Genomic DNA, 24,376 nt, shown 5'->3' on the forward strand with positions numbered 1-24,376 from the left:
GCGTCCGCACACTCCTGCGAGGACTCAGCCCATCGATGCCCCGTCAACCACCCTGATGATCGTCTTGCCCGCGACGCGTTGTGCCGGATCGAATGCTGACACCGCATCCGCGAGCGGAACTACCGCACCGACGGACGGCCGCAGTCGGCCCTTGCGGAGCTTGCGCTCCAGCGCGGCGAGTTGCGTGCGGTCGGGCTCGACGACGAAGAAGACCGCTCGAGCGTCGGCCGGCTGAACCCGCGGCGGTTCCGCGATGGTGACCAGGGTGCCGCCCGGCCGCACCAACTGCGCCGAGCGATCCAGGATCTCACCGCCGATGACGTCGAAGACCACGTCGACCTGGCCGACTTCCTCTGGCCACCCTCGCTCGAGATCCACGAACACGTCGGCACCCAGATCGAGCGCGACGTCCCGTTGTGCACCTCGCCCACTACCGATCACTCGGGCTCCGCATGCGCGCGCCAACTGCGCCGCGATCGATCCGACAGCGCCCGCGACACCGTGGATCAGCACGGTCTGCCCGGTCGCGAGGTGTCCGTGGTCGAACAATCCCTGCCAGGCCGTCAGGCCCGAGATCGGAAGTGCCGCCGCGACAGTGTGGTCGACATCGGCCGACAGCGGGACGAGATTGCGCGCCTCGACCGCGACATACTCGGCCAGCGTGCCGTTGCGGGCCCAGTCGGTGATCCCGAACACCCTCCGACCTATCGTCAGACCCGTTGTGCCATAGCCAAGTTCGACGACAGTTCCCGATACTTCGTGACCCGGGATGGTCGGCGTCCTGTCACGGCCGGCGCGATCCGTCCACGTCCCCGGCCAGTCAAGCTCGCCCGGGGTGAACGCCGCCGCGTGCACCCGGACGATAACGTCATTCTCGGCCGCGTGCGGATACGACACCTCGGACAGCGACAGTCCGGCGAACCCCGCCGCGCGGTCGCTTGCAATCACAGCTTGCACGGTTGTCTCCTTTTCTCGGTCAACGACTCTTGGTTTGACGCGCGCTCGGGTGACGAAGATGGTCTCGGGCTTTGATCTCGTCGGGATCCAGCATGGTGATCATGTCGACCCCCGGCGCACAGATACAGACCGCCAGGAACACGCTGCGGTTGTGCTGCTCCAGATTCGCGACCTGGTAGTGGACCACGTCTCCACCTGGTTCCCAGAAAGCCTCGCCTGCAATGATTTTCCTGGGCTCCTCGCCCTCCAGCTCAAACAGGATCGAACCCTCCAGGACGTAACCGAAAACCGGTCCGGAGTGGCGGTGCGGTTGCACCCCCTCGTCGGCGGGCGGGATCTCGATGATCTGCGTCATCGCATGTGCACCATCGGGAATCCACGGCGGGGTGACGCACAGAAGATCGGTGACCGTGACGTTGCCTGCAGCCAGCATTGTTCATTTCCTTCGTCCGAACCATCGCCCTTCCATCAGACCAATGCAGCTCCATCAAGTCCAACGAACAATATTGATCATCTCTATCGCGAAACGCGATACTGCGACCATGGAACTTCGCCAGCTTGAGTACTTCATCGCCGTCGCCAGCGAGATGAGCTTCTCCCGCGCCGCGAACCAGACGCATGTTGTCCAGTCAGCGCTGTCCACAGCAGTGGCGAAATTGGAGAAGGAACTCGGAGTGGAGCTGTTCGACCGCTCCAAACATCAGATCAGAATCACCCCTGCGGGAGAGTTGTTCCGTGAGCACGCCCGGCAAGTGGTCCAGACCGCCCGGCTGGCCAAGGACGCCGTGAGCGCGTACCACGGGGAACTGACGGGCACAGTCGATCTCGGCTCACTGATCTCGTTCGGCACGCTCGACGTGCCGAAGGTACTCGGCGACTTCCACCGCGAGTATCCGTTCGTCCGCATCAGGTTGCGGCAGAGCCAAATTGGTTCCGCGGCTTACCTTTCAGCGATCGCAGACGGATCGCTCGATCTTGCTCTGATATCAGCCCCCGACCGGTTCCCCGCGCGGGTTGAGATGCAGTTGCTGTGTCAAGAGCCGATGGTGTTCGTCTGCCGCACCGATCATCCCCTCGCCCACCGCGACGCCGTCGGAGTCACCGAGCTCTGCGATGAGGACCTGATCGGCTTCCCGTCCGAGTTCGGGCTCAGACGTCTCGTCGATGCCGCTTTCGCTGCCGCAGGCGTTACGGCGCGCGTGTCCCACGAGGTGGCCCTCGAGTATTCGATCGCTGGGCGCCTGGTCCGACACGGGCTGGGCACCATCGTCATGCCGGCCAGCGAAGCTGCCCACTATCCGGACCTGCGCGCCATCGACATACGACCGGCAATCGTGTGGGAGATCTACCTTGCGTCAGCCGAGCAGTCGCGGCTCGGACCCGCCAGCGCCAAGCTGGCGGAATTTCTCCTCGCCTCCGCTGCCCCTCCTCGGCCCGCGAGGTCACGCTGAGTCTTGTTCGGCTGCTACTGCGGCATCGCCGACTCGACGACCGTCAGCTTGTCGGAAAGTCCTGCCACCCTGCGGATCTCGCGGAACTCCTCGATCATCCCGTCGGTGACCTCGTGAGGATCGTCGACGGTGGCATCGTCGGAGAGCACCGAGATGTTGAGTTGGTCGACATAGCTCCACACCGTGATGTTGAGCCCGCTGCCGGTGGTGATCGGCCCCACCGAATAGATCTCGGTGACCGTGGCACCGCCGACCTTGCCGCGTTCCCGTGGACCCGGCACGTTGGAGATGTTGAGGTTGAGCACCTTGTTCTGACCGTCCTGATGGGACAGCCACTTGAACATCGCCTCCACCGGGGCCGGCGGCATGTACGCGGCCCAGCGGGCGATCAGTTCGGGACCGATCAGCTGATGGCTTTCCTTGGCCAGGGCGGCAGCGTCGTGCGCCTGGCGCACCCGTTCAGCGGTATCGGCGACGTCCACCGGAAGCGCCACCAGCACGCCGCTGAACCGATTGCCCGAGATGCGATCCGGTGAGAAGTCGAAACTCATCGGCACCGACGCCAGCAGCGGATGGTCGGCCTTGCCGTCGTACTTGAGCGACAACGTACGCAGTGCTCCCGACGACATCGCGAGCACCAGATCGTTGATCGTCACCCCGAGCTTCTTGCTCGTCTCCTTGACATCGGCCAATGCCAGTGTGGCCGTGGCGAAGAGCCGCTTTTCATCGAGGATGTGGTTCATGAAGCTGGGCGGCGGGGTGAAGGGCCGGGTCAGCTCGGGCGACAACTTGCGGCTGCTGCGTCGAACCCGCCCGAACCCCTTTGCCGTGTAACGCATGGTCCCGGGCAACCGGCCGAGCTGGCGCATGTGATCGGCGAATGCCGAGCGCACCAGTTCGGTCTTGGTGGGCGCAGGATCGGTGACATACGACTCGTCGTCGGGACCCGGGCCGTCGCGCAGGTCCATCCCGCGGGCCAGCAGATTCGCCGAGGCGACCCCGTCGGCCAGCGCGTGGTGAATCTTGCCGACCACCGCGATACGCCCGTTGGCCAGGCCCTCGACGAAGTACATCTCCCACAACGGCCGGCTGCGGTCCAACGAGGTACTGCCGATCTGGCCGATGGCCTCGTCGAGTTCGCGGCGCCCGCCCGGGGCGCGTACCCGCCACGGCCGGACGTGGTACTCCAGGTCGACGTCGCAGTTCTCCCGCCACATCGGGTGATGGAACTTGAACGGTATGTCGACGAGCTGATAGCGGAACGGGTCCAGCTTGTGCAGCCGGCCGCGGATCACCTCCCGGAATTCGTCGATTCCGAAGGTCCGGTCCCCCATGTCGTCGAGCGCGATGACCGCGATCTTCAACGTGTGCATGTGCACGTTGGGTGTCTCTGTATAAAGCAGGAACGCGTCCCACCCACTCAACCGCTTCACGGTGTCCTCCCCAGGTGTGGAAACGTCTATATGACTGCTTTTGCCTCGCCCATCGCCCGGTTTCGGTGAATTTGGTTGAGGAACAAGCCGATTGCGGTGGCCATCGCCCCGGTTCTGGCCCCGTCGGTCATGTCGAAGGCGTGTCCGGCGCCGGGCAGCTCAATGTAGCTCACCACTGCCCGCGAGACGGCCTTGAGCTTGTCGACGAAACTGCGGGCCTGCGCCACTGGGATGACGCTGTCACCGGTGCCGTGGATGACCAGGAACGGTGGCGCGTCGGGATGGACCCGGGCGATCGGTGAGGCCTCCCGGAAGATCTCCGGATGGCGATCGATCTTGCGGCCCACCACGATCCGTTCGAGGAAGTCGACGAACCGGACCCGCTCCTCGGTGGAGCGGTCCTCCCAGTCGTAGCGCCCGTAGATGCCCACCACGGCGTCGACTGAAGTGTCGGCCCCGTCGGGCAGATTCCCCTGCAGGTCCGGGTCGTTGGGGGTGAGGCCGGCAAGTGCGGCGAGGTGACCACCGGCCGAGCAGCCCGCGACGGCGACGAAGTTGCGGTCGCCACCGAACTTGTCGACATTGGCCCGCGCCCAGGCCATTGCGGCCTTGACGTCGGTGATGTGCCGGGGCCAGCGGTGATGCGGTGCCACCCGGTAGTCGATCGACAGACATACCCAACCCTGCTGGGCCAGATGTGACATCAGCGCGTAGCCCTGCAGGATCCGGCCGCCGTGCACCCAGCCACCGCCCGGCACGAACAGCAGCACCGGCGCCGGCTCGGAGGGCAGGTGCTTGGGCCGCCACACATCGAGCAACTGGGCCGGGTCGTCGCCGTAGCGGACCGAAGTGCGGTACACGTCGCGCCGGTATTCCATGGTGTGCCACAAGGGCGGCATGTTGTCCGGGGCCGGCCAGTCGATCGCCAGGTCAGCGGGCGAGACCACCCCGCGCAGCGCCTCCTGCGCGACAGCGTTGGTCTGCTCCCGCTCCGCCTTGCGGAGCTCGCTGTCGTCCGGGGCGAACCAGGACTTCGCCGAGGAAGAGACGAATTCAGGCAGGTGGCGGAATCCCCACACACTCATCGCAGTGAGGGCGCCGAGCGGTTCCAGGTGCTTACCCACCACTGGTAGCGAAGTTGATGCCACGCTCAGCGCCAGCATGTGGTCGGCAGGCTTGGCATGCAGCAACCATCGAGCTCGATCAGCGAGCGTCGGTGCGGGGTACCGGTTATCCGGTCGTGCCGTCATTGCGCGAGCGTACCCCGCAGCGGATTGACGGACGGGACAACTTCGCCGACTTGTTCACCCCGCCGTTCAAATGTGACCTGCATCACGTCGACGTCCCGCGGAACCCCCGTTAGCTTCGCTAACCATGACTAAGTCTGCGCTGGCCATCACCGAAGAACACCAGGACCTCGCCGACGCGGCGTTGGGCCAGCTGAACCGGCTCGACAGCCGCGCGGCCGCCCGCGCCACGCTTGAGAACGCCGGCACCTACCCCGGTGAGATCTGGTCGGCCGGTGCCGAACTCGGCTGGAACGGGCTGGCAATCTCCGAGCAATACGGCGGTTCCGGCTTCGGCCTGCCCGAACTTGCGGTGGTTGCCGAGGTAGCCGGCCGAGAACTGTCCCCGGGCCCGTTCCTGCCGACCGTGTCAGCCTCAGTGGTCATCGACCGATACGCCCCGGATACCGTTCGGGCCGAACTACTTCCGGGCCTGGCCAGCGGGGCCACCGTGGCAGCCCTGGGGCTCGCCGGCTCGGTGAGCGTCGGCGCTGATGGACTTCTCGGCGGGCAGGCGCGCGCCGTACTCGGCGCTCCCGACGCCCAGGTACTCGTGCTGGCCGCCGGTGACGACGTCGTCGTCCTGGATGCCACAGCCGACGGAATCACCGTCACCGCAGAGGATTCCCTCGACACCACCCGCAGCATCGGCGCGGTGGACCTACGGGCGGTGGCCGTCGACGAAAGCCGGATCCTGCGTGGTGCCGCGCGGGCCGCCCGGACGGTGTTCCGCATCCTCGGTTCCGCGGAAGCGGTCGGGGTTTCCTGGGCGGCGCTCGACATGGCCGTCGAATACGCGAAGGTGCGCGAGCAGTTCGGGCGCACCATCGGCACCTTCCAGGCCGTCAAGCACCACGCGGCCAACATGCTCGTCGACGCCGAACAGACCACCGCGGCGGTCTGGGACGCCGCCCGCGCCGACAACCTCGACGGCGCCTGGTTCGCCGCCGCGGTGGCCGCGGCCCACGCCATCCGGGCCCAGATCTTCTGTGCGCAGACCAACGTTCAGCTCCACGGCGGAATCGCGTTCACCTGGGAGCACGACGCACACCTCTATCTGCGCCGCGCCCGCACGCTGGCCGCGGTACTCGGTGACGGTGCCGATCCCCTGGTCGACGTCGTCGACGGGCAACGCAGCGGGCAGGCACACGGGGCGTCGTTCGCGCTACCGGAAGAGGCCGAGCAGTACCGGCAAGACGCCCGCGACGCCGCGGCCGCCGTCCGCGCCCTGCCCGAGGACAAACGCCGCGACTACCTGGTGGACTCCGGCTACCTGGTGCCGCACTGGCCCAAGCCGTGGGGCCGGGCCGCGAATGTGTTGGAACAGTTGGTGATCGAAGAGGAATTCACCGACGTCGAACGGGCGGACATGGGCATCACCGGCTGGGTGACCCTGACCATCGCCCAGGCCGGTACCGACGATCAGCGCGAGCGCTGGGTGGAGCCCGTGTTGCGCGGGCAGGTCATGTGGTGCCAGCTGTTCTCCGAGCCGGGCGCGGGTTCGGACGCCGCTGCGGTGCGCACCGCAGCCAAGAAGGTCGACGGCGGCTGGCGGGTCACCGGGCAGAAGGTGTGGACCAGCCTCGCTCAGCATTGCCAGTGGGGCCTGGCCACGGTGCGCACAGATCCCGAGGCGCCCAAGCACGCCGGTGTCACCATGATGGCAATCGATATGAAATCCCCTGGGGTGACGGTGAATCCGTTGCGCGGCCTGACCGGTGACGCACACTTCAACGAGGTGTTCTTCGACGATGTCTTCGTTCCGGACACCGATGTGGTCGGCGACGTGAACCGGGGTTGGCTGGTGGCACGGGCCACCCTCGGCAACGAGCGCATCTCGATCGGCGGCGGTTCGGCGGCGCCGACCGGATTCGACGCCGACGAGCTGGTGGCCCTGATCGACGCGGATCCCGACGGGGCCCGCTACGTACGCCGCGCCGGTGAGGTGATCGCGGTCGGCCGCACCCTCCGGCTGCTGAATCTGCGCCGGGTCGGCCGGGCCATCGCCGGGACCGAGCCCGGACCCGAGGGCAACGTCACCAAGCTGCTGGTGGCCGAGCATTCCCAGCATCTGACCGAACTGGGCATGGACCTGGTCGGCACGGCCGGGGTGACCGGCGAGACGCCGAAACTGACTCGCGCATATCTCGGTAACCGGGCCATGACAATCGCCGGTGGAACGTCCGAGATCACCCGCAACACCATTGCCGAGCGCATCCTGGGCCTGCCCCGCGATCCGCTGCTGAAGTAGCCGCAGGCCTACACCGTCGGCACGGTACCGCCGTCGACCACCACGTCGGCACCCACGATCGAGGATGCGGCGTCGGACACCAGGAACCCGACCACCTCGGCGACTTCGGCAGGCTGGGCCGGCCTCCCCAGCGGGATACCGCCGAGCGCGGACATCAACGATTCGAGTGCCTCCTCGCGGGATCCGTCGGCGGCTGCGGCGATGCGATCGATCAACGCCTCGGCTGCCGTGGTCTCAATGAAGCCCGGGGATACGGTGTTGACCCGGATACCCTTGGGCGCCAACTCATTGGCCAGCCCCTTGCTATAGGCCCGTAGGGCAGCCTTTGCCGCGGCATACCCCAGGGTGCCGTCATACAGCGGCATCCGACTCTGAATCGACCCGATATGCACCACCGCGCCCGAGGCGGCTTCGATCATCATCGGCAGCAGTGCCCGGTCGAGCCGAACCGCCGCCAACAGGTTCAGGTTGAGCTCGTCGGCCCAGTCCTGATCGCATAGCGCCACGAAACCTCCTGGTGGCGCCCCCGAGCCGCCCGCTGTGTGTACCAGGATCTGGGCACCGCCATTCCGGCGAATATGAGAAGCCAGATCGGCGACATCGGTCACCGAGGTGAGGTCCGCGGCGACGAAATCATGTGCCGTCAGGACGCCATCACCGTGGTGACGCGCCACTGCGGTCACGTGCGCACCGGCAGCCTGCAGCCGGGCGACGATCGCCGCACCGGCACCCTTGGTGCCGCCGGTGACCACCGCGCGCCGCCCCTGCAACGTGCTCATGCGTCGGCCCGAAACACCGGCCAGCACAATGTGGTCAGCCATTCCGTGGAATCGTCCGTGTCCCAAGCGAATCGCTCGTAGTACTCACGCAGCGGGCCCTCGACACTGATTTCGTGGCGGTTCGCATACTCGCCCAGAGCGCTGTAGGCCAGGTCGACGTCGTCATGCGATCCGCGGTGACGCATGACCGCGAGCTCGGCCGCCGGGATGACGACGTCCTGCACGCGCCCGGCCGGCCGCACACCGCGTTCGACAGGAATGAACACCGTTGCGGTGCCGTGATCGTGGGCGAAGATGTCGAAGTCGAACAGAGCCGCGGGCGCACCGGCAGCCCCCGAGTTCGCATTTGCGGCGACCGTCGCCCGTAGTTCACCCATGGCGCCATGCCACCAAGGCAACAGATCGTCGCGGTCGACGGTCGCGGTGATCGCGGCGGCCGAGGTCGCCGCGACACTGATGTGCTCGATAGCCACAGCTGCTGAATTCCCCCCGGGACGTTCGAGGATCGCGCGCAGGGATTCGACGGCGCTGCGGGTCTCGGCGAGTTGGCCCTCCAACCTTTGCAGGTGACCGCTGATCAGCCTGTTGCGGTCGGCGGGGGCGGACGCCAGCACCGCTCGCACATCGGCAATGGGCATGCCCAGCTGACGGAGGCGGCGCACCACCTGCGCCGTCGGCACCTGGTCGGCGACGTAGTACCGGTACCCGGTACTCGAATCGATACGGTCCGGCTCGAGCAGGCCGACCTCGTGATAGTGCCGCAGCGTCTTGACCGACAGCTGCGTCATTCGGGAGAAATCTCCGATGGACAGATCGATCGTCATGAGGTCAGTGTGAAGGCTCCCCCAGGGGGAGACTCAAGGTTCGGTGTCGGCCTTGACCCTCCGCATACCGACGGGTCGATGCTGTCGGCATGTCCATTGAACAGATGTGTGAAATGCCCGCCGCAGCGCGCCGTTACGTCGACGCCGTCAATGCCTTCGATGTCGAAGCGGTCCTGGCCGCTCTCACTCCTGACGCGCTGGTCCACGACAACCAGCGCGAGTTCGCCACTCCAGACGCCATCCGCACCTGGGTGCGCGACGAGATCGTCGGTGATCGAGTCACCATGCAGGCCATCGAGGTGGTGGAGCGGTCCGGGGTAACGGTGCTGCGAGCCCGTTATGACGGCGACTACGACAAGACAAATCTGCCCGAGGAGTTGATCCTCACCAACTACATCGTGACCCGCGAGGACCTGATCGCCGCGTTGTTCATCGTGTTCAACAAGTCCTGACGAACCGGCACGGCGACATCGAATTGCCCGTCGTGACCCTTCACGACGTCAGTGCCAGGCAATGTCGACGTCCTTACCAGCGGTCTGGCGGTTTTTTCCACACCACCGAGATCACCGGGTAGAACTGTGGGGGTGACGACCGCCACCCCGCCCAGCTTCCATCCGGACCTCGAACGCATCGCCCGCTTCATCCCGCGTCAGCTGGTGACCAGGCGTTCCCTGCCGCTGCTGCAGCGTCTGACGGCGTTGCAGAACCGGCAGACACCCAAGGACGTCGAGGTGCTCACGTTGAGCTCCGGTGTCGGGGTCCGACTGTTCCGGCCGACCGGTGTGACCGAACCGACGCCGGCCCTGTTGTGGATCCACGGTGGCGGCTACGTGCTGGGCAGCCCGGCGCAGGACGATGCCCTGTGCCGCCGCTTCGCCAAGGAACTCGGCGCCACCGTGGCGGCCGTCAAGTACCGACTGGCGCCACAGAACCCGTACCCGGCCGGGCTGGAGGACTGCTACGAGGCGCTGAAATGGCTCGCGGCACTGCCCGCAGTCGATTCGTCACGGGTCGCGGTCGCCGGTGCCAGCGCAGGCGGTGGGTTGGCCGCCGCCCTCGCCTTGCTCGCCCGAGATCGCGGTGAGGTGTCGCTGGCCGCACAGATACTCGTCTACCCGATGCTCGACGACAGGTCGGTGGGCCCGGAGTTGGAGAATCCCGGCCACCGGCTGTGGACCCAGGGCAGCAACAAATTCGGCTGGTCGGCCTACCTCGGCGGAGCCGATCCGGCCGTCGCCGTGCCGGGCCGCCGCGTCGATCTCGCCGGGCTTCCGCCGGCCTGGATCGGCGTCGGAACCCTGGACCTTTTCCACGACGAGGACATGGCCTACGCCGAACGCCTGCGCGCCGCCGGGGTCCAATGCCAGGTGGAAGAGGTGTACGGGGCGTTCCACGGGTTTGACCAGATCGCGGCGAAAACACCGGTGGCCCAAGCCTTCATGGCCAGCCAGTGTGCGAATCTACGCGCCGCGTTTGGCTGATTCACGCTGGTGACGCAGATACCGGCAGGCGCGTTCCAACAGGCAGCGGTCGGCGACCGACAGGCCCTTGGCCCTGGGGACCAGACCCGAGACGATCCTGGCGAACCGAACACACAACTGCTCGGCGGTCATGCCGAACTCCAGCCAGACGTCGTCCTCGCGCGGACCCCCATAGGGAGCCCACGCGAGGACGAACTTCAAGAGCACGCGTTCGAAGGAGTCCATCTACCGGCCTGGTCGCTGATCAGTCGCGGATGACGTGCGCCTCGAACAGCTTCAGTCGCGGACAACGTTGTCCTCGAACACGATCCGTCCGATCAACTCGTAGCGGCGCGGATCGCGCAGCTTGAAGTAGGTGGCCATGCCCGCGCCCAGGACGAAGATTCCCACCACGATCCACGGCGTCAGTTTGAACAGCAGCGCGCCGGATGCGGTGCCTGCCGCTGCGTCTTTGTGCTCCCACAGCAGGTACACGACGTAGAGCATGCCGATCCCGCCGAGACCGGGGGCGACCAGCGTCTTGAACCAGTGCTTGGACACCGGGTGGTTCTTGCGGATGTGGAAGTAGCTGATTACCGAGAAGGCGCACAGCGACTGCACGATCAGGATCGCCATCGTGCCCAGGATCGCCAGCAGCGTGTACATGTGCACATAGGGGTCCATGCCGGCGAACAAGAAGGACAGGATAATCACCAACGTGATGCCGCTCTGCACGAACGAAGCGATGTGCGGCGAACCGTGGGTGGGATGCGTGGCGCCCAAGGTCTTCTGCAGGTTCTTGGACAGACCTTCACGTCCGAGTGCGTACAGATACCGCGAGGCGCAGTTATGGAACGCCATCCCGCAGGCGAATGACCCGCTGACCAGCAGCACGTTGAACACCGTGATCGCCCACTCGCCATAGGCATCGCGCACCGGGCCGAAGAAGATCTCGGAGGATGTCGAGGAATCCTGCGCGAGTTCCACCGCCCGCTCCGGGCCGGTGCCCGCGATGGCCATCCAGGACACGAAGACGTAGAACAGGCCGACGCCGACGACACTCAGCATGGTGGCCCGGGGGATGATCTTCTTCGGGTTGCGCGACTCCTCGCCGTACATGGCGGTCGATTCGAACCCGACCCACGACCAGAAAGCGAAGAACAGACCCAAACCTGCACTGGCACCGGCGATTCCAGCAGCGGGCGAGAACGCACCGATGGGGTTGACGATCTCGGCCGCCGCGAAACCCTGTGGACCGCCGCCCTTGAACAGCACCGCCACCGCACCGAGCGCCAGCATGACGATCTCGGTCACCAGGAACACGCCGAGCACCTTGGCGGTCAGGTTGACGTCGAAGTAGGTCAGGATCGCGTTGACCGCCAGCATCAGCAGCGCAGGGATGATCCAGTGAATATGGACGCCCAGCTGGGATTGCATGAAGTTCTGGAAGAAGAACGAGAAGATCCCGATCAGCGAGGCCTCGAACACCACATAGGCCATGGTGATCAGTCCACCGCTGGCCATCCCGACGATGCGGCCGAGGCCGTGGGAGATGTAGCCGTAGAAGGCGCCGGTGGTGGTGATGTGCTTGGCCATGGTCGCGTAGCCCACGGCGAAGAGGCCGAGGACGATGGTCGCCACGATGTAGCCGGCGGGCGCGTGAGAACCATTTCCGAAGCCGACAGCGATCGGAACGTTGCCGACCATTGCGGTGATCGGTGCGGCAGTCGCTACTGCCATGAAGATCACGCCGACGGTGCCGACGGCGTTGCGTTTCAGTCGTTGGACATCTTGAGCTGCAGTTTCGCTCTGAGCGACAACTTGATCGGTCATCTAGCGGGATACCTTCCAGGTAACAGTGGATGCTCGATGTGGCCTGGGCCACAGTGCGAACCTAAGGCATATTGGCACGACCAAAACCGGTTGGCAAGCGTTATCGGCAACCATTGACATAAATGGTTGCGACCGTTTACGGTGAGGGCCATCACAGCTACCGCATAGCTGAAGAGGGAGCCGCATGTACGACTACGGCACGTTCACGTTCGAATCCAAAGCCGAAGTGCTGGATAAGGCGAAGACGTTCTGGAATCCAGACAAGACACAGTTCTGGACTGATACCGGTGTCGATCTGGTGATCGACCGCCGCGAGGGATATTTCCTGTGGGATATGGGCGGCCGCCGCCTGATCGATCTGCACCTCAACGGTGGCACCTACAACCTCGGGCACCGCAATCCCGAAGTGATGCAGGCGATCACCGAGGGCATGGAGCATTTCGACGTCGGCAACCACCACTTCCCGTCGGTAGCCCGCACCGCCCTGGCACAGCGCCTGGTCGAGACCGCACCGGCGTCGATCACGAAGGTGGCGTACGGGTCCGGAGGCGGTGAGGCGATCGACATCGCGCTCAAGAGCGCCCGGCACGCCACCAAACGCCGCAAGATCGTCTCGATCGTCAAGGCCTACCACGGCCACACCGGCCTGGCCGTGGCCACCGGCGACGACCGGTTCGCCAAGTTCTTCCTGGCCGACCAGCCCGACGAGTTCCTCCAGGTGCCGTTCAACGACATCGAGGCGATGGAACGGGTGCTGGCCCCCGGCGATGTCGCCGCGGTGATCATGGAGACCATCCCGGCCACCTACGGATTCCCGCTTCCCGCACCGGGTTACCTGGAAGCCGTCAAGGCCATCACCGAGAAGCACGGCACCCTGTACATCGCCGATGAGGTGCAGACCGGCCTCATGCGCACCGGTGAGCTGTGGTGCATCACCAAGCACGGCATCGAGCCCGACATCCTGGTGACCGGCAAGGGCCTGTCCGGTGGCATGTACCCGATCACCGCGGCCCTGCTCAGCGATCGCGCCGCGAAGTGGCTCGATGAGGACGGCTTCGGCCACATCTCCACCTTCGGCGGCGCCGAGCTGGGCTGCGTCGCCGCGCTCAAGACGCTCGAGATCTCCACCCGGCCTGAAGTGCGCTCAATGGTGCACTACATCGCCGACATCTTCGACCACGGGCTGCAGCGCATCCAGGCCGACCATCCGGACTGGTTCGTGGGCATTCGACAGAACGGTGTGGTGATCGGTCTGGAGTTCGACCATCCCGAAGGCGCCAAGTTCGTGATGCGCGAACTCTACGAGAACGGAGTGTGGGCGATCTTCTCGACGCTGGATCCCCGTGTCCTGCAGTTCAAACCGGGTCTCCTGCTCTCGCGCGAGCTCTGCGAGGACGTCCTGGACCGCCTCGCCGTCGCGGTGGCCAGGGCCGAGACCGTCGTGAGAGGACGTAAAGCATCATGACCAGTACCGCACAGGCCGGCCACATGCTGGAACGGGCCGGTTGGGCCGCGGCAGCGTACGCCGACTACGACGCGGCGGCGGTGAACAACATCGTCAACGCGGTGGCCGACGCCGCCTACGCGGCAGCCGAACGGTTCGCCGCCGAGGCCGTGGCCGAGACCGGGATGGGCGTGGTGGCCGACAAGGTCACCAAGAACCGGGCCTGCTCACGCGGGATCGTCGACTACTACCGAGGCGAGGACTATGTATCGCCGCGCGTCGACGAGGCCCGCAAGATCATCGAGCTGCCCCGGCCCGCGGGCGTGGTGCTGGCGTTGACGCCGACCACCAATCCCGTTGCCACGGTGTACTTCAAGGTGATCCTGGCGCTGATGACCCGCAACGCCGTCGTCGTCGCCCCGCACCCGCGGGCCAAGCAATGCTCGGCCGATGCGGCCCGGCTGCTTGCCGAGGCCGCGGTGGCGGCCGGCGCCCCCGACGGCATCGTCCAGGTGGTCGAGGAACCGTCCATCCCGCTGGTACAGGCGCTGATGGCCGACGAGCGCACCGATGTCATCGTGGCGACCGGGGGCACCGGCGTCGTTCGTGCGGCGTACTCGTCCGGCAACCCCGCACTCGGTGTCGGGCCGGGCAATGTCCCGGTGTTCGTCGAAGCCAGCGCGGACATCAACGCCGCGGCCAAGCGCATCGTGGACAGCAAGGCGTTCGACAATTCGGTGCTGTGCACCAACGAATCCGTCCTGATCGCCGAGGACGCGATCGCGAGCAAGCTCAACGGTGCACTGACCCGCGCCGGCGCGCACATCCTCGATGAGGACGGCGCACGGCGCCTGCGGGCCTACATGTTCACCGACGGGCACCTCAACACCGACGTGGTGGGCCGCGATGCCGCCTGGATCGCGGGGCAGGCCGGGCTGCGGGTCACCGCCAAGACCCGGGTGCTGATCGCGCCGTTCAACGACGTGATCTCCGAGGAGATGCTGGCCCACGAGAAGCTGTCCCCGGTGCTCGGCATGACCACCGCGGCCGACGCCGCGCGTGGTATCCGCGCCGCCCGGGCGGTGGTGCGGATCGGCGGGGCCGGTCACTCGGCGGCGATCCACAGCGAGAATCCCTCGGTGATCACCGATTTCGCCGCTCAGGTACCGGTGCTGCGGGTGTCGGTCAACGTGGGCAACAGCACCGGCAGTTCCGGGCTGGACACCAACCTGGCGCCGTCGATGACCATCGGCACCGGGTTCGTCGGGCGCAGCTCGATCGGGGAGAACCTGCAACCGCAGAACCTGATCAACTGGGCCCGCATCGCCTACAACAGCGATTCCGCTGTGCCCATGGGCAATTTCGCGGGTATCAATCCGTGGCACTCACCGGCCGGACCGGTGCCGGAGTATCCGCGCGCCTCCAATGACCGTCACGGTGCGCCTGTCACGCCCCGCCGGCCGTACCCGACTGCCAACCGGTCGTCGGATCTCGGACTGGACGCACTGCGGGCCGAACTGCGTGCGCTGGTCGCCGAAGAACTCGCACAACTGATCAAGAGGTAGGGCTGTGGCTGAACTTCGTTCCTTCATCTTCATCGACCGGCTGCAACCGCAGACCATGTCGTATCTGGGCACCTGGATCAAAGGTGCTCTTCCCCGTGCCAACCAGGCCGCCCAGATCATCGAGGTGGCACCCGGCCTCGACATCGAGGGCGTCACCGATGTCGCGCTCAAGCATGCCGAGGTCAAGGCTGGAATCCTGGTGGTAGAGCGGCAATTCGGCTACCTGGAGTTCCACGGTGAGACCGGTGCGGTCAAGGCTGCCGCCGACGCCGCGCTGGATGAGCTCGGTGGTCATACCGGAAGCGCCGTGCGGCCGAACGTGCTGGCCTCACGCATCATCTCCAGCGTCGACCACCAGCACGCATTCCTGATCAACCGCAACAAGATCGGTTCGATGGTGCTGCCGGGTGAATCGCTGTTCGTGCTCGAGGTGGCCCCGGCGTCCTACGCCATCCTTGCCACCAACGAGGCCGAGAAAGCCGCGGACATCAAGGTGGTCGATTTCCGGATGATCGGCGCCACGGGCCGCGTCTACCTGTCCGGTACCGAAGCCGACGTGCGTACGGCGGCCGAGGCAGCCCAGGACGCACTGGCGAGGGCCACCGCGTGAGCATCAACCGGGACGAACTGCGCGCCCTCGTGCGCGACGTGGTGCGAGAGGCGGTCCGGGATGTCGGAGCCGCCACCAAGACTCCGGGGCCGGTGGCTGTCCCCCCACCACCGGCCCCGGCTCCACCTGCCCCGCCGACGGTCGCCGACCAGTTCGGTGTGGACCCCACCGGGCCCCGCGCCGTCGACGGCAAGAACCGCACCGAGACCGTGCAGTTGAGCAACGACCGAGACCTCGACAGTTTCGTCCGGAAGCTGTTGCGGCTCTTCGAAAGCCCGAAGACCAGGGCCGACCTCAAAGCGGGCCGGCTCAGCTTCCGGCTGGCGGGGTCGACCCGGTCGTCAGGCGGTGGTGCCATTCACCGCATCGAAACCGGCGCGGTGACCGAACGGCATATCGCCGACATGGCCGGCGGCACGCTCGTGCTCGGCCGCAAGGCGGTGCTCACCCCGCTGGCCCGGGAGAAGGCCCGCACCCTGGGCATCACGATCGAGAAGGAGCGCAAATGATCTCAGCGGTTGTCACCGGCAACGTGTGGTCCACCCGTCGGATCGACGGCATCCCGCCCGGCGCGTTCCTCGAGGTCGAGATCGACGGCACCGGGTCGAAGCTGATCGCCTTCGACGTCCTCGGCAGCGGAGTGGGCGAACGGGTCCTCGTGGCCCAGGGCTCCGTGGCCTCGGGCTGGTTCACCGGCACCCCACCGCCGGTCGACGCACTCATCATCGGATCCATCGACGCAAAACCCGACACCAACCCCAAGAAATAAGGAGAAACACCTATGTCCAGCAACGCAATCGGACTGATCGAGACCAAGGGCTACGTGGCTGCGCTGGCCGCTGCCGACGCCATGGTCAAGGCCGCCAACGTCACCATCACCGATCGCCAGCAGGTCGGCGACGGTCTGGTCGCCGTGATCGTCACCGGCGAGGTGGGCGCCGTCAAGGCCGCCACCGAGGCCGGCGCCGAGACCGCGTCCCAGGTGGGCGAACTGGTGAGCGTGCACGTCATCCCGCGTCCGCACAACGAGCTCGGCGCGCACTTCGCGGTCGCCAGCAAGTAGCCATGCCGACCGAAGCAGAGGAGAGCACGCGGATTCGCACCCAGATCCGCGTCTACCTGTTGGTGGAGGATCTGCAGCGCCAGTTCGCCGCCTACCTCGGAACGCCGACCCGGGCCCGGGGTTACCCCCCATACGAGGGTGAGCACGCGCTGATCGTCGAGGTGTCCCCCGCCTTGGCGATCGAGCGGGTGATCGACCTGGCCCTACGTGAGGTCCCCGGCATCCAGCCCGGAATCCTCTACGTGGAACGCCAATTCGGTGTTCTCGAGATCCACTCGGCCAACCTGGAAGATGTGCGGCGGGCCGGCGAGGCGATCCTGGCCGGCACCGGCAACAAGGCATCAGACCAGCTGCGGCCGCGGGTGCTCTACCACGACATCATCGAGAACATCACCGATCAGCACGCAGTGATCCTGAACCGCAATCGGCAGGCATCGATGATCCTGCCGGGGCAGTCTCTGCTGGTGTACGAGATGACCCCGGCGCTGTTCGCCGCGGTCGCGGCCAATGAGGCAGAGCGGGCAGCACCTGGGCTTACTGTGGTTGACGTGCAGATGATCGGTGCCGCTGGGAGGCTGTACATCGGCGGCAGCACCGCTGATGTGACCGTGGCGCGGGACCGGATCACCGCGGTGCTCGATGGTATTGAAGGACGGGATCACTGATGGTTATCACCGACGAGATCGATGTCGCCCAACTGGCGTTACGCCAGTACGACATCGGGGCGGACGCGACGTTGCGGTTGCTGAACCTGTCCGAGAATGCCACCTATCTCGTCGAGGACGCCGGCACCCAGTCCATCCTGCGGGTGCACCGGCAGAACTACCACCAGCCCCACGAGATCGAGTCGGAACTGGACTGGCTGGCAGCACTGCGGGCCGACAGCGATGTCACGGTCCCGTCAGTGCTGCCCACCCGGGACGGACGTCGCCTGGTAACCGTCAACGCCGACGGAACCGACCGCCACGCCGTGCATTTCGGCATGGTCGCCGGGGCCGAACCCGACGAGGGCACGCTGACCCTCGACGATTTCCATACGCTGGGCCGGATCACCGCTGCACTGCACGACCATTCGCAGCGGTGGGAGCGTCCGGCCGGGTTCGGCCGGTTCTCCTGGGACTGGGAGCACAGCTTGGGCGCGGCTCCCCGTTGGGGGCGCTGGCACGATGCCGAAGGCGTCGGCACGGCCGAGCAGCAGGTGCTGGAGCGCGCCCAGGCGCTGCTGCACGATCGGCTGCACGCCTACGGCACCGGCCCCGATGTCTACGGTCTGATCCACGCTGACCTGCGGCTGGCCAATCTGCTGGTGGACCCCGATCCGGCGGGAACTGCCAAGATCACCGTCATCGACTTCGATGACTGCGGATTCGGTTGGTATTTCTATGATTTCGGCACCGCGGTGTCGTTCATCGAAGATGATCCGGCACTGCCGGAATGGCAGGACGCCTGGGTGCGCGGCTACCGCACGCGACGCGACCTGCCCACCTCGGACGAGGACATGCTGGCGTCGTTCGTGCTGCTGCGCAGGCTGCTTCTGCTGGCCTGGATGGGCAGCCACAGCCACTCCAGGGAATCGGCCACCAAGGCCATCAGTTACGCCGCGGGTAGCTGTGAACTCGCCGAGCGCTACCTGCGCTCCAACGGACTCACCCTGACCTGACTCTCAAAGGAACCCAACAATGTTCGCATCGCTTCAGGGCCGCTCGGCCATCGTCACCGGCGGCAGCAAGGGCATCGGCCGCGGCATCGCCCAGACCTTCGCCAACGCCGGCGTGGACGTCCTCATCACCGGGCGCAACCAGGCTGACCTCGACGAGGCCGTCGCCGCGCTCACCGACGCCCCGGGGCGGGTCAGCGCCCTTCGCGCGGATGTGACCAGCCCCGAAGACGCTCGGCAGGTGGTCAGCGCGGCCGTCGAGCGGCACGGCGGGCTGGACATCGTCTGCGCCAATGCCGGCATCTTCCCGTCCGGGCGCCTGGAGGATCTCACCCCCGACGACATCGACCAGGTCCTTGCGGTGAACTTCAAGGGCACCGTGTACATCGTGCAGGCCGCACTCGCGGCGCTGACCGCCAGTGGCCACGGACGCGTCGTCATCACGTCGTCGATCACGGGCCCGATCACCGGTTACCCCGGCTGGTCGCACTACGGCGCGTCCAAGGCCGCCCAGCTGGGCTTCCTGCGCACCGCCGCGATGGAGCTGGCCCCGAAGAAGATCACCATCAACGCCGTGCTGCCCGGCAACATCATCACCGAGGGCCTTGTCGAAATGGGCCAGGACTACATGGACCAAATGGCCTCGGCGGTGCCTGCCGGCCGACTCGGATCGGTCGCTGACATCGGTAACGCGGCGCTGTTCTTCGCCACGGACGAAGCCGCGTACGTCACCGGACAGTCGCTGGTCGTCGACGGCGGACAGATTCTTCCCGAATCTCACATGGCGATCGCTGAACTCTAGTTCAACCTGGATAGAATTGGCTGGACCAATACACGGGCAGGGGGCCGGGGTGGCAGTTCACAGCGAGGAGTTGCGCAGGCGAATCGTCGGCGATATCAACGCGGGCACCCCGGGCGCCAAGCTCGGCAGTGAGCGCGACCTGGCCGAACGCTACGGCACCAGCCGCTCCAGCCTGCGCCAGGTGCTGGCCGCGCTGGAGGAAGCCGGGCTGGTGCACCGGGTGATCGGCCGGGCCGGTGGCATCTTCATCAGCCACGGGCAGGTCGAGCGCCACCTCTCCGACGTGGTCGGCGTACCTGCCTTCCTGGCCAATCAGGGGTACGTCGCCGGCACGCGGGTGCTCTCGACGCGCATCACCACCCCCGACGACGCCACCAAGACCGCCCTGCGGCTGGGCCCCGGCGACTACGTCATCGAGATCCAACGCGTCCGACTGGCCGACGGCTCCCCCATCTCGCTCGAACACGCACAGTTTCCCGCTGACGCCTTTCCCGGTCTGCTCGACCAGCAGCTGGGCGGCTCGCTCTACGAAATCCTGGAATCCCGATACGGTTTGGTCACCGGCCGGGCCGACGAGCGCATCGAAGCGGTCAGCGCCACCAGTAGTGAAGCCACCCTGCTGGGCATCAAGCCCAAGGCGGCCCTGCTGCTGATCACCCGCGTCACCTATGACCAGAACGGTTCCCCGTGCGAGTTCTCCCGCGACCTGTTCCGGGGGGACCGCACGGCACTGGCCGTGACGGCGAAGGGCAGCGGCATCGCCACCCACGCCGACGCCAACACCGCCTCGGTCACGCTGCAGCGTCAAGCCGGCTGACCCGGGCAGCCGCGTCGGTCACGCCTTTGACGAAGTCGCCCATCTAACCGATGGCCTGCCACACGCCGCATGCGTACCGGCCTGCCGTTGCGTCGCCAATTCCGAGTCTGCGAACAGTAATTCGTCTGCACCGACTTTGATCATCACCGGTGGCATGCTGGAGAGGTCCGCGGTGGCCGGATCGATCAGCGCGTCAACGCGGCATTGACTTCGACGCATGCGCCGGGCGAACGCCGACAACGCCGCCCCGGCGAACATCGACACCGAGTGATGTTGCGATGACACAGTTTTCGCACCGGAAGCGGGGGCCATATTGCGGGCCAACGACTTCAGCACGCTCCCGAAGGCCAGGTATCCCCCGGACATGTCGATCATTTCCTGTTCTCACACAACGAACACCCGCCCGAGCGCGTACCGAAACGGTGGCCGCCACCGACGAACGCGCGTTCGCCACCCACACGATCGAACCGTTGCCCCCGGCGCGCGGCACGATCCGCCGACTGTTCGCCAGGCCATTGGCGCGCACCGCAAAGTCGGCGGCGTCGTTCCCATGCGCCTGAAACCAATCGCGCCACAGAGCGCGCAGCACCGTTGCGCGTACCCCGGTCGCGTACTGGGGCATTGGCGTCGACGCGTGACCACAGATGCGACGGTTGAACCGAGCGAGTCACTTGATCGTTTAGTAGGACAGCAGCGCGGCTAACGCGAACATGCCGGGCGGGCCGATGAGCGAAGGAACAGGCGCGCGCCAGGTTTGTCAGCTTGATGTCAATCCAGCGGTGAATTTGGGCGCGGGGCGACAACGATGATTCTTGGACGAACATGCTCACTGGGTGAATGGTTTGTCCGTGCAGGACGGAAGGCACGAAGATGAGGAAGGTTGCTTTCACGACGATTGCAGCCGCCGGTCTGGTCGCTGCGACTTTCGGGCTGGCTTCGCCGGCCGCAGCGGCACCGTCCGGCGTCGGAACAGCGCAGGACACGATAGATTCACTGCGGGCACAGGGCTATGCGGTCATCGTTCACAAGGTCGGTGACGCTCCGCTGAGCCAATGCACGGTCGGTACGGCAAAGCCCGGCCACACGTACTCCAGGACGGACAGCGGAGCTCCCGGCGCCAAAAACGACTTGGCCACAACAGTCGTGGCGAAGACGATCGATATTTACCTCAGTTGCTGAGAACCCCGCTCGACGACGTTCTGATCAAGCGTCTGACATAACGATCTGGTGGCGTCCGCCGACGAGGAAGGTCGTCCTCGGAACCTCGACTCCCTCGAAGTACCTTCCCCCGATGGGCTGCTCGCCTACGCGCTGATCGTCCTGAGAAGGAAGAAAGGCGGCCCTCATGATCCAGAACCTGCAAACCCGCCTGAATGCCTACTCACCTGCCGTCCTGAGTGTGTTCCGCATCGTGTTCGGACTGATGTTCACCCTCAACGGAACCGTGAAGTTGTTCGGATGGCCAGTTGGCCCTTCGGTGGCGGTCGGCGACTTCCCGTTCTGGTGGGCCGGGCTGAACGAGCTGGTCACCGGCCTGCTCATCGTGGTCGGGTTGTTTATCCCTATCGCCGCGCTGATCGCTTCCGGTGAGATGGCCGTCGCCTACTTCTGGCTGCATCAGCCCAACGCGCTGTGGCCGATCGACCCACAGAATGGCGGCGAGTTCGCGATCCTGTACTGCTTCGGATTCCTGCTTTTGGTGTTCACCGGACCGGGCGCCTTCGCGCTGGATGCCATCCGCGGCCGCGCACGCCGACAACCCCGCACCGATGTCAGGTCAGTTCAGCCCTGAGTGCCAACTTCGCCACACCGTCCACGGTCTCGGCCGTCGCGTCGTGGGCGGAGTGAACATTCACTGACCCTTGAGCCCCTGGCGCAGATCGGCGTTGATGCGCGGGTCGTTGCACATGGCGCAGAACGCCACCACCCTTCGGCGTCGAGAAGGCAGCGCTGCGACGGTTGTGCCGGTGGCACCATTGTCGGCACGATGACATTCGTCCGTGTGGATTGTCAGCACGATGACACCCTCGAAGGAGGACCGAAGGGGAAAGATGCCCGACAACCACGGATCGATCCGACACGCGATACAGACGCTCGCCGGCGGCGAGAGCCCACCCGACCTGCCGATCCGCTACGCCGCCTGGGTCGCCCGATGCGTGGGCCGAGGTCCAGCGGCGCCGCTGCTCCGCGAGGATGTCGCTGCCCTGGCAGGAACCCTTGTGGCCAAGCAGTTCGCCTCCGGTGCAGTGTTGTTCGCCGCCGGACAAGAACCCACCGGAGTCTGGATCGTGCGTCAAGGCCAGATCGAACTGGCCGTCGGTTCCGGCCGCCGCCGGGTCGTCGTCGACGTGATGCGCCCCGGCGACGTAGACGGCGATATCGCCCTGCTGCTCGATATGCCGATCGCCTACACCGCGCGCGCCATCGGTGACTGCACGTGCCTGTATCTGGACCGCCCCACGTTCGATCGGTTGCTGACCAGCCACCCCAACATCGCCCGCCGCTGGCTGTCTTCGGTCGCCCAGCGGGTGTCGGCCGGGCAGAGCCGATTGGTTGCGATGCTCGGTCGCCCCCTCCCAGCCCAGGTTGCCCAGATACTGCTCGACGAAGCCATCGACGGCTCGGTCCCGCTCACTCAACGCACCCTTGCCGCCATGCTCGGCGTACAGCGTCCGTCGCTGAACAAGATCCTCAAAGACTTCGAACGGCACGGTCTGATCGCCACCCGCTACGGCGGAATAGACCTTGCCGATATCGACGGCCTCAGAGCCAAAGCCACCTGATCAGCACGTCAGCTGCTGTCGCCGACCTGACCGATCTTCTGCTTGTCGAGCTTGAGGTCGAGACCGTCGAGCAGCTGGCGCAGCAGGCGTGCGAGCTGTTGCTGCTCACCCACATCAAGATGGGCGACGAGTTCGGCTTCGCGCCCAAGCACCCGATCGACGAGCTCTTCGACAAGCGCATGGCCGGCCGCGGTGAGCTCCACATCGACCTTGCGGGACCCGTCGCCGCGCGTGGTGCGGACGACCAGACCGTCGCGTTCAGCCCGGCCGACGCGCTGGGAAATCGCTCCGGCCGTGATCATCGTGGCGTCCGCGAGCTCCCGTGTCGTGAGCCGGTACGGTGCGCCGGCGCGGCGCAATACCGACAGCAGGTCGAGAACGGCGGTGTCCGCCCCGGCGGCGGCCAGCGTACGTCGCCGGTCCTCGCCGAGGAGTTTGGCGGCATGCCAGATGCGCGTGACGATGCCGATCGACCCGACTTCGGTGCCTGGACGTTCGTGGGCCCATGCCAATGCGATCGCATCGACGGAATCATCCGGATCAAGCGACATCATCACCTCGTTTAGCTCTAAACGATCTGTTACGTTTAGGTCTAAACAAACTACCTCGCACTGTGGATCAAGGAGTGATAATGGGACGTCTCGTCGTGGTTACCGGTGGCGGGACCGGAATCGGTAAGGCCATCGCGCAACGCTTCGCCGCCCGCGGAGATTCGGTCATCATCACTGGCCGGCGCCGCGATGCGCTCGACCAGGCGGCGGCCGAATTGCCGGGAGACATCACAGTCTCGTGTTTCGACGCCACCGATCTCGATTCGGTCGAAGCGTTCGCCGCATCCCTCGACAGCATCGACGTACTGGTCAACAACGCCGGCGGCAACCGCGATTTCGACGCTGGCACCTCCGACCAGTCCCTGCGCACAGTCGCCGACACATGGCTGTCGAACTTCACGGCCAACGTGCTCTCGGCAGTCGTGATGACGACCGCGTGCCTGGACAAGTTCTCCGACGGCGGTTCGGTGGTCACCATCGGTTCGATCGCCGCCGACCAAGGCTCGGGCTCCTATGGCGCGGCGAAAGCGGCGGTCGCCTCATGGAACGTCGACCTGTCGCGCCAGCTGGGATCATGCGGTGTCACCGCCAACGTGGTGTCGCCCGGCTACATCGGAGACACCGAGTTCTTCCGCGACAAGCTCTCGGGGCAACGCCGGGCCGAGCTGATCGCGGCCACCGCGACCGGACGGGCAGGCACACCAGGAGATATTGCGGACACCGTGGCGTTCCTCGCCTCACCTGGAGCGCGCCACATCACCGGCCAGGTGATCGCGGTCAACGGCGGAGCTCGAACCACCCGGTGAACCG

At 66.0% G+C, this 24,376-nt stretch carries 28 protein-coding genes; 17 read left to right on the plus strand and 11 right to left on the minus strand.

Going from position 1 to position 24,376, the window contains the following annotated elements; genetic code table 11:
• Window positions 1–24: 24 nt before the first annotated feature.
• Both ACWEFV_RS07835 and ACWEFV_RS07840 read right to left on the minus strand, forming a co-directional pair.
• Complete coding sequence (locus ACWEFV_RS07835) at window positions 25–957, minus strand: NADP-dependent oxidoreductase (RefSeq protein WP_450069715.1); 933 nt, start codon at window positions 955–957, stop codon at window positions 25–27.
• 19 nt (window positions 958–976) lie between these two features.
• Window positions 977–1,390: a cupin domain-containing protein gene (locus ACWEFV_RS07840; RefSeq protein WP_450069716.1), complete on the minus strand. Its 414-nt coding sequence runs from the start codon at window positions 1,388–1,390 to the stop codon at window positions 977–979.
• A gap of 109 nt (window positions 1,391–1,499) precedes the next feature.
• Between ACWEFV_RS07840 and ACWEFV_RS07845 the strand changes: the two genes are divergently transcribed.
• A complete protein-coding gene (locus ACWEFV_RS07845; RefSeq protein ID WP_450069764.1) occupies window positions 1,500–2,408 on the plus strand; it encodes a LysR family transcriptional regulator in 909 nt (302 codons plus the stop codon).
• A 14-nt stretch (window positions 2,409–2,422) separates the two neighbouring features.
• On the opposite strand, the gene ACWEFV_RS07850 is transcribed toward ACWEFV_RS07845, so the two are convergent.
• Window positions 2,423–3,841, minus strand: a complete 1,419-nt coding sequence (locus tag ACWEFV_RS07850; RefSeq protein ID WP_135451548.1) for a WS/DGAT/MGAT family O-acyltransferase — start codon at window positions 3,839–3,841, stop codon at window positions 2,423–2,425.
• 26 nt (window positions 3,842–3,867) lie between these two features.
• Window positions 3,868–5,091 carry an alpha/beta hydrolase fold domain-containing protein gene (locus ACWEFV_RS07855; protein WP_450069717.1) on the minus strand — a complete coding sequence of 408 codons (1,224 nt, stop codon included), beginning with the start codon at window positions 5,089–5,091 and terminating at the stop codon, window positions 3,868–3,870.
• A gap of 124 nt (window positions 5,092–5,215) precedes the next feature.
• Between ACWEFV_RS07855 and ACWEFV_RS07860 the strand changes: the two genes are divergently transcribed.
• Entirely contained in the window at window positions 5,216–7,378 is a 2,163-nt protein-coding gene (locus tag ACWEFV_RS07860) for an acyl-CoA dehydrogenase (RefSeq protein ID WP_450069718.1), read from the plus strand.
• Between the two features lie 8 nt (window positions 7,379–7,386).
• Here the strand turns inward: ACWEFV_RS07860 and ACWEFV_RS07865 are convergent, their stop codons facing one another.
• Together ACWEFV_RS07865 and ACWEFV_RS07870 are read right to left on the minus strand one after the other, a co-directional pair.
• Entirely contained in the window at window positions 7,387–8,199 is an 813-nt protein-coding gene (locus ACWEFV_RS07865) for an SDR family oxidoreductase (RefSeq protein ID WP_450069719.1), read from the minus strand.
• Window positions 8,154–8,981, minus strand: coding sequence for a MerR family transcriptional regulator (locus tag ACWEFV_RS07870; protein WP_450069720.1), 828 nt, complete (start codon window positions 8,979–8,981; stop codon window positions 8,154–8,156). Before ACWEFV_RS07870 ends, ACWEFV_RS07865 begins: the two co-directional genes overlap by 46 nt.
• Window positions 8,982–9,070: 89 nt before the next feature.
• Here ACWEFV_RS07870 and ACWEFV_RS07875 point away from each other — a divergent pair, with 89 nt between their 5' ends.
• Entirely contained in the window at window positions 9,071–9,433 is a 363-nt protein-coding gene (locus ACWEFV_RS07875; RefSeq protein WP_450069721.1) for a nuclear transport factor 2 family protein, read from the plus strand.
• A 132-nt stretch (window positions 9,434–9,565) separates the two neighbouring features.
• Window positions 9,566–10,462: an alpha/beta hydrolase gene (locus ACWEFV_RS07880; protein ID WP_450069722.1), complete on the plus strand. Its 897-nt coding sequence runs from the start codon at window positions 9,566–9,568 to the stop codon at window positions 10,460–10,462.
• Here ACWEFV_RS07880 and ACWEFV_RS07885 read toward each other — a convergent pair.
• Both ACWEFV_RS07885 and ACWEFV_RS07890 read right to left on the minus strand, forming a co-directional pair.
• Entirely contained in the window at window positions 10,442–10,687 is a 246-nt protein-coding gene (locus ACWEFV_RS07885) for a hypothetical protein (RefSeq protein ID WP_135451543.1), read from the minus strand. The two genes, ACWEFV_RS07880 and ACWEFV_RS07885, sit on opposite strands and share 21 nt — an antisense overlap.
• A 51-nt stretch (window positions 10,688–10,738) precedes the next feature.
• Window positions 10,739–12,274: an APC family permease gene (locus ACWEFV_RS07890; RefSeq protein ID WP_135451542.1), complete on the minus strand. Its 1,536-nt coding sequence runs from the start codon at window positions 12,272–12,274 to the stop codon at window positions 10,739–10,741.
• A gap of 184 nt (window positions 12,275–12,458) precedes the next feature.
• On the opposite strand from ACWEFV_RS07890, the gene ACWEFV_RS07895 reads away from it, so the two are divergent.
• The 10 genes from ACWEFV_RS07895 to ACWEFV_RS07940 are packed head-to-tail and all read left to right on the plus strand — an operon-like array spanning window position 12,459 to window position 20,232.
• Window positions 12,459–13,739 (plus strand): class-III pyridoxal-phosphate-dependent aminotransferase, encoded by a 1,281-nt coding sequence (locus tag ACWEFV_RS07895; protein WP_065505053.1) that lies wholly within the window; start codon window positions 12,459–12,461, stop codon window positions 13,737–13,739.
• Window positions 13,736–15,283: an aldehyde dehydrogenase family protein gene (locus ACWEFV_RS07900; protein WP_135451541.1), complete on the plus strand. Its 1,548-nt coding sequence runs from the start codon at window positions 13,736–13,738 to the stop codon at window positions 15,281–15,283. The genes ACWEFV_RS07895 and ACWEFV_RS07900 overlap by 4 nt, the downstream gene beginning before the upstream one ends.
• A 4-nt stretch (window positions 15,284–15,287) precedes the next feature.
• Window positions 15,288–15,893 carry a BMC domain-containing protein gene (locus ACWEFV_RS07905; RefSeq protein WP_064933762.1) on the plus strand — a complete coding sequence of 202 codons (606 nt, stop codon included), beginning with the start codon at window positions 15,288–15,290 and terminating at the stop codon, window positions 15,891–15,893.
• Complete coding sequence (locus ACWEFV_RS07910) at window positions 15,890–16,402, plus strand: hypothetical protein (protein WP_064933760.1); 513 nt, start codon at window positions 15,890–15,892, stop codon at window positions 16,400–16,402. The genes ACWEFV_RS07905 and ACWEFV_RS07910 overlap by 4 nt, the downstream gene beginning before the upstream one ends.
• Window positions 16,399–16,662 (plus strand): EutN/CcmL family microcompartment protein, encoded by a 264-nt coding sequence (locus tag ACWEFV_RS07915; protein WP_064933758.1) that lies wholly within the window; start codon window positions 16,399–16,401, stop codon window positions 16,660–16,662. The genes ACWEFV_RS07910 and ACWEFV_RS07915 overlap by 4 nt, the downstream gene beginning before the upstream one ends.
• Before the next feature lie 12 nt (window positions 16,663–16,674).
• Window positions 16,675–16,956 carry a BMC domain-containing protein gene (locus ACWEFV_RS07920; protein WP_044514625.1) on the plus strand — a complete coding sequence of 94 codons (282 nt, stop codon included), beginning with the start codon at window positions 16,675–16,677 and terminating at the stop codon, window positions 16,954–16,956.
• Window positions 16,957–16,958: 2 nt separating this feature from the next.
• Entirely contained in the window at window positions 16,959–17,621 is a 663-nt protein-coding gene (locus tag ACWEFV_RS07925) for a microcompartment protein (RefSeq protein ID WP_135451540.1), read from the plus strand.
• Window positions 17,621–18,616, plus strand: coding sequence for a phosphotransferase enzyme family protein (locus ACWEFV_RS07930; RefSeq protein ID WP_450069723.1), 996 nt, complete (start codon window positions 17,621–17,623; stop codon window positions 18,614–18,616). Before ACWEFV_RS07925 ends, ACWEFV_RS07930 begins: the two co-directional genes overlap by 1 nt.
• A 19-nt stretch (window positions 18,617–18,635) precedes the next feature.
• Complete coding sequence (fabG, locus tag ACWEFV_RS07935) at window positions 18,636–19,415, plus strand: 3-oxoacyl-ACP reductase FabG (protein ID WP_135451538.1); 780 nt, start codon at window positions 18,636–18,638, stop codon at window positions 19,413–19,415.
• Window positions 19,416–19,464: 49 nt separating this feature from the next.
• Window positions 19,465–20,232 (plus strand): GntR family transcriptional regulator, encoded by a 768-nt coding sequence (locus ACWEFV_RS07940; protein ID WP_135451537.1) that lies wholly within the window; start codon window positions 19,465–19,467, stop codon window positions 20,230–20,232.
• 18 nt (window positions 20,233–20,250) lie between these two features.
• On the opposite strand, the gene ACWEFV_RS07945 is transcribed toward ACWEFV_RS07940, so the two are convergent.
• Window positions 20,251–20,607: a hypothetical protein gene (locus ACWEFV_RS07945; protein WP_450069724.1), complete on the minus strand. Its 357-nt coding sequence runs from the start codon at window positions 20,605–20,607 to the stop codon at window positions 20,251–20,253.
• Window positions 20,608–21,577: 970 nt separating this feature from the next.
• On the opposite strand from ACWEFV_RS07945, the gene ACWEFV_RS07950 reads away from it, so the two are divergent.
• Complete coding sequence (locus tag ACWEFV_RS07950) at window positions 21,578–22,024, plus strand: DoxX family protein (protein WP_135451535.1); 447 nt, start codon at window positions 21,578–21,580, stop codon at window positions 22,022–22,024.
• 60 nt (window positions 22,025–22,084) lie between these two features.
• Here ACWEFV_RS07950 and ACWEFV_RS07955 read toward each other — a convergent pair whose 3' ends face one another.
• Window positions 22,085–22,249, minus strand: a complete 165-nt coding sequence (locus tag ACWEFV_RS07955; protein WP_450069725.1) for a hypothetical protein — start codon at window positions 22,247–22,249, stop codon at window positions 22,085–22,087.
• 34 nt (window positions 22,250–22,283) lie between these two features.
• Here ACWEFV_RS07955 and ACWEFV_RS07960 point away from each other — a divergent pair, with 34 nt between their 5' ends.
• Complete coding sequence (locus ACWEFV_RS07960) at window positions 22,284–23,015, plus strand: Crp/Fnr family transcriptional regulator (RefSeq protein ID WP_135459720.1); 732 nt, start codon at window positions 22,284–22,286, stop codon at window positions 23,013–23,015.
• A gap of 8 nt (window positions 23,016–23,023) precedes the next feature.
• Here ACWEFV_RS07960 and ACWEFV_RS07965 read toward each other — a convergent pair whose 3' ends face one another.
• A complete protein-coding gene (locus ACWEFV_RS07965; RefSeq protein WP_450069726.1) occupies window positions 23,024–23,566 on the minus strand; it encodes a MarR family winged helix-turn-helix transcriptional regulator in 543 nt (180 codons plus the stop codon).
• Between the two features lie 80 nt (window positions 23,567–23,646).
• Here ACWEFV_RS07965 and ACWEFV_RS07970 point away from each other — a divergent pair, with 80 nt between their 5' ends.
• Window positions 23,647–24,372: an SDR family NAD(P)-dependent oxidoreductase gene (locus ACWEFV_RS07970; protein ID WP_450069727.1), complete on the plus strand. Its 726-nt coding sequence runs from the start codon at window positions 23,647–23,649 to the stop codon at window positions 24,370–24,372.
• Window positions 24,373–24,376 lie beyond the last annotated feature (4 nt).

The organism is Mycobacterium sp. NPDC004974 (assembly GCF_053600815.1).

Coding starts and splice junctions, on each gene's coding strand:
- ACWEFV_RS07840 (WP_450069716.1), bottom strand. CDS start 1,390: ATGCTGGCTGCAGGCAACGTCACGGTCACCGATCTTCTGTGCGTCACC.
- ACWEFV_RS07845 (WP_450069764.1), top strand. CDS start 1,500: ATGGAACTTCGCCAGCTTGAGTACTTCATCGCCGTCGCCAGCGAGATG.
- ACWEFV_RS07855 (WP_450069717.1), bottom strand. CDS start 5,091: ATGACGGCACGACCGGATAACCGGTACCCCGCACCGACGCTCGCTGAT.
- ACWEFV_RS07860 (WP_450069718.1), top strand. CDS start 5,216: ATGACTAAGTCTGCGCTGGCCATCACCGAAGAACACCAGGACCTCGCC.
- ACWEFV_RS07865 (WP_450069719.1), bottom strand. CDS start 8,199: ATGGCTGACCACATTGTGCTGGCCGGTGTTTCGGGCCGACGCATGAGC.
- ACWEFV_RS07870 (WP_450069720.1), bottom strand. CDS start 8,981: ATGACGATCGATCTGTCCATCGGAGATTTCTCCCGAATGACGCAGCTG.
- ACWEFV_RS07875 (WP_450069721.1), top strand. CDS start 9,071: ATGTCCATTGAACAGATGTGTGAAATGCCCGCCGCAGCGCGCCGTTAC.
- ACWEFV_RS07885 (WP_135451543.1), bottom strand. CDS start 10,687: ATGGACTCCTTCGAACGCGTGCTCTTGAAGTTCGTCCTCGCGTGGGCT.
- ACWEFV_RS07890 (WP_135451542.1), bottom strand. CDS start 12,274: ATGACCGATCAAGTTGTCGCTCAGAGCGAAACTGCAGCTCAAGATGTC.
- ACWEFV_RS07895 (WP_065505053.1), top strand. CDS start 12,459: ATGTACGACTACGGCACGTTCACGTTCGAATCCAAAGCCGAAGTGCTG.
- ACWEFV_RS07900 (WP_135451541.1), top strand. CDS start 13,736: ATGACCAGTACCGCACAGGCCGGCCACATGCTGGAACGGGCCGGTTGG.
- ACWEFV_RS07915 (WP_064933758.1), top strand. CDS start 16,399: ATGATCTCAGCGGTTGTCACCGGCAACGTGTGGTCCACCCGTCGGATC.
- ACWEFV_RS07920 (WP_044514625.1), top strand. CDS start 16,675: ATGTCCAGCAACGCAATCGGACTGATCGAGACCAAGGGCTACGTGGCT.
- ACWEFV_RS07925 (WP_135451540.1), top strand. CDS start 16,959: ATGCCGACCGAAGCAGAGGAGAGCACGCGGATTCGCACCCAGATCCGC.
- ACWEFV_RS07930 (WP_450069723.1), top strand. CDS start 17,621: ATGGTTATCACCGACGAGATCGATGTCGCCCAACTGGCGTTACGCCAG.
- fabG (WP_135451538.1), top strand. CDS start 18,636: ATGTTCGCATCGCTTCAGGGCCGCTCGGCCATCGTCACCGGCGGCAGC.
- ACWEFV_RS07945 (WP_450069724.1), bottom strand. CDS start 20,607: ATGATCGACATGTCCGGGGGATACCTGGCCTTCGGGAGCGTGCTGAAG.
- ACWEFV_RS07950 (WP_135451535.1), top strand. CDS start 21,578: ATGATCCAGAACCTGCAAACCCGCCTGAATGCCTACTCACCTGCCGTC.
- ACWEFV_RS07960 (WP_135459720.1), top strand. CDS start 22,284: ATGCCCGACAACCACGGATCGATCCGACACGCGATACAGACGCTCGCC.
- ACWEFV_RS07965 (WP_450069726.1), bottom strand. CDS start 23,566: ATGTCGCTTGATCCGGATGATTCCGTCGATGCGATCGCATTGGCATGG.
- ACWEFV_RS07970 (WP_450069727.1), top strand. CDS start 23,647: ATGGGACGTCTCGTCGTGGTTACCGGTGGCGGGACCGGAATCGGTAAG.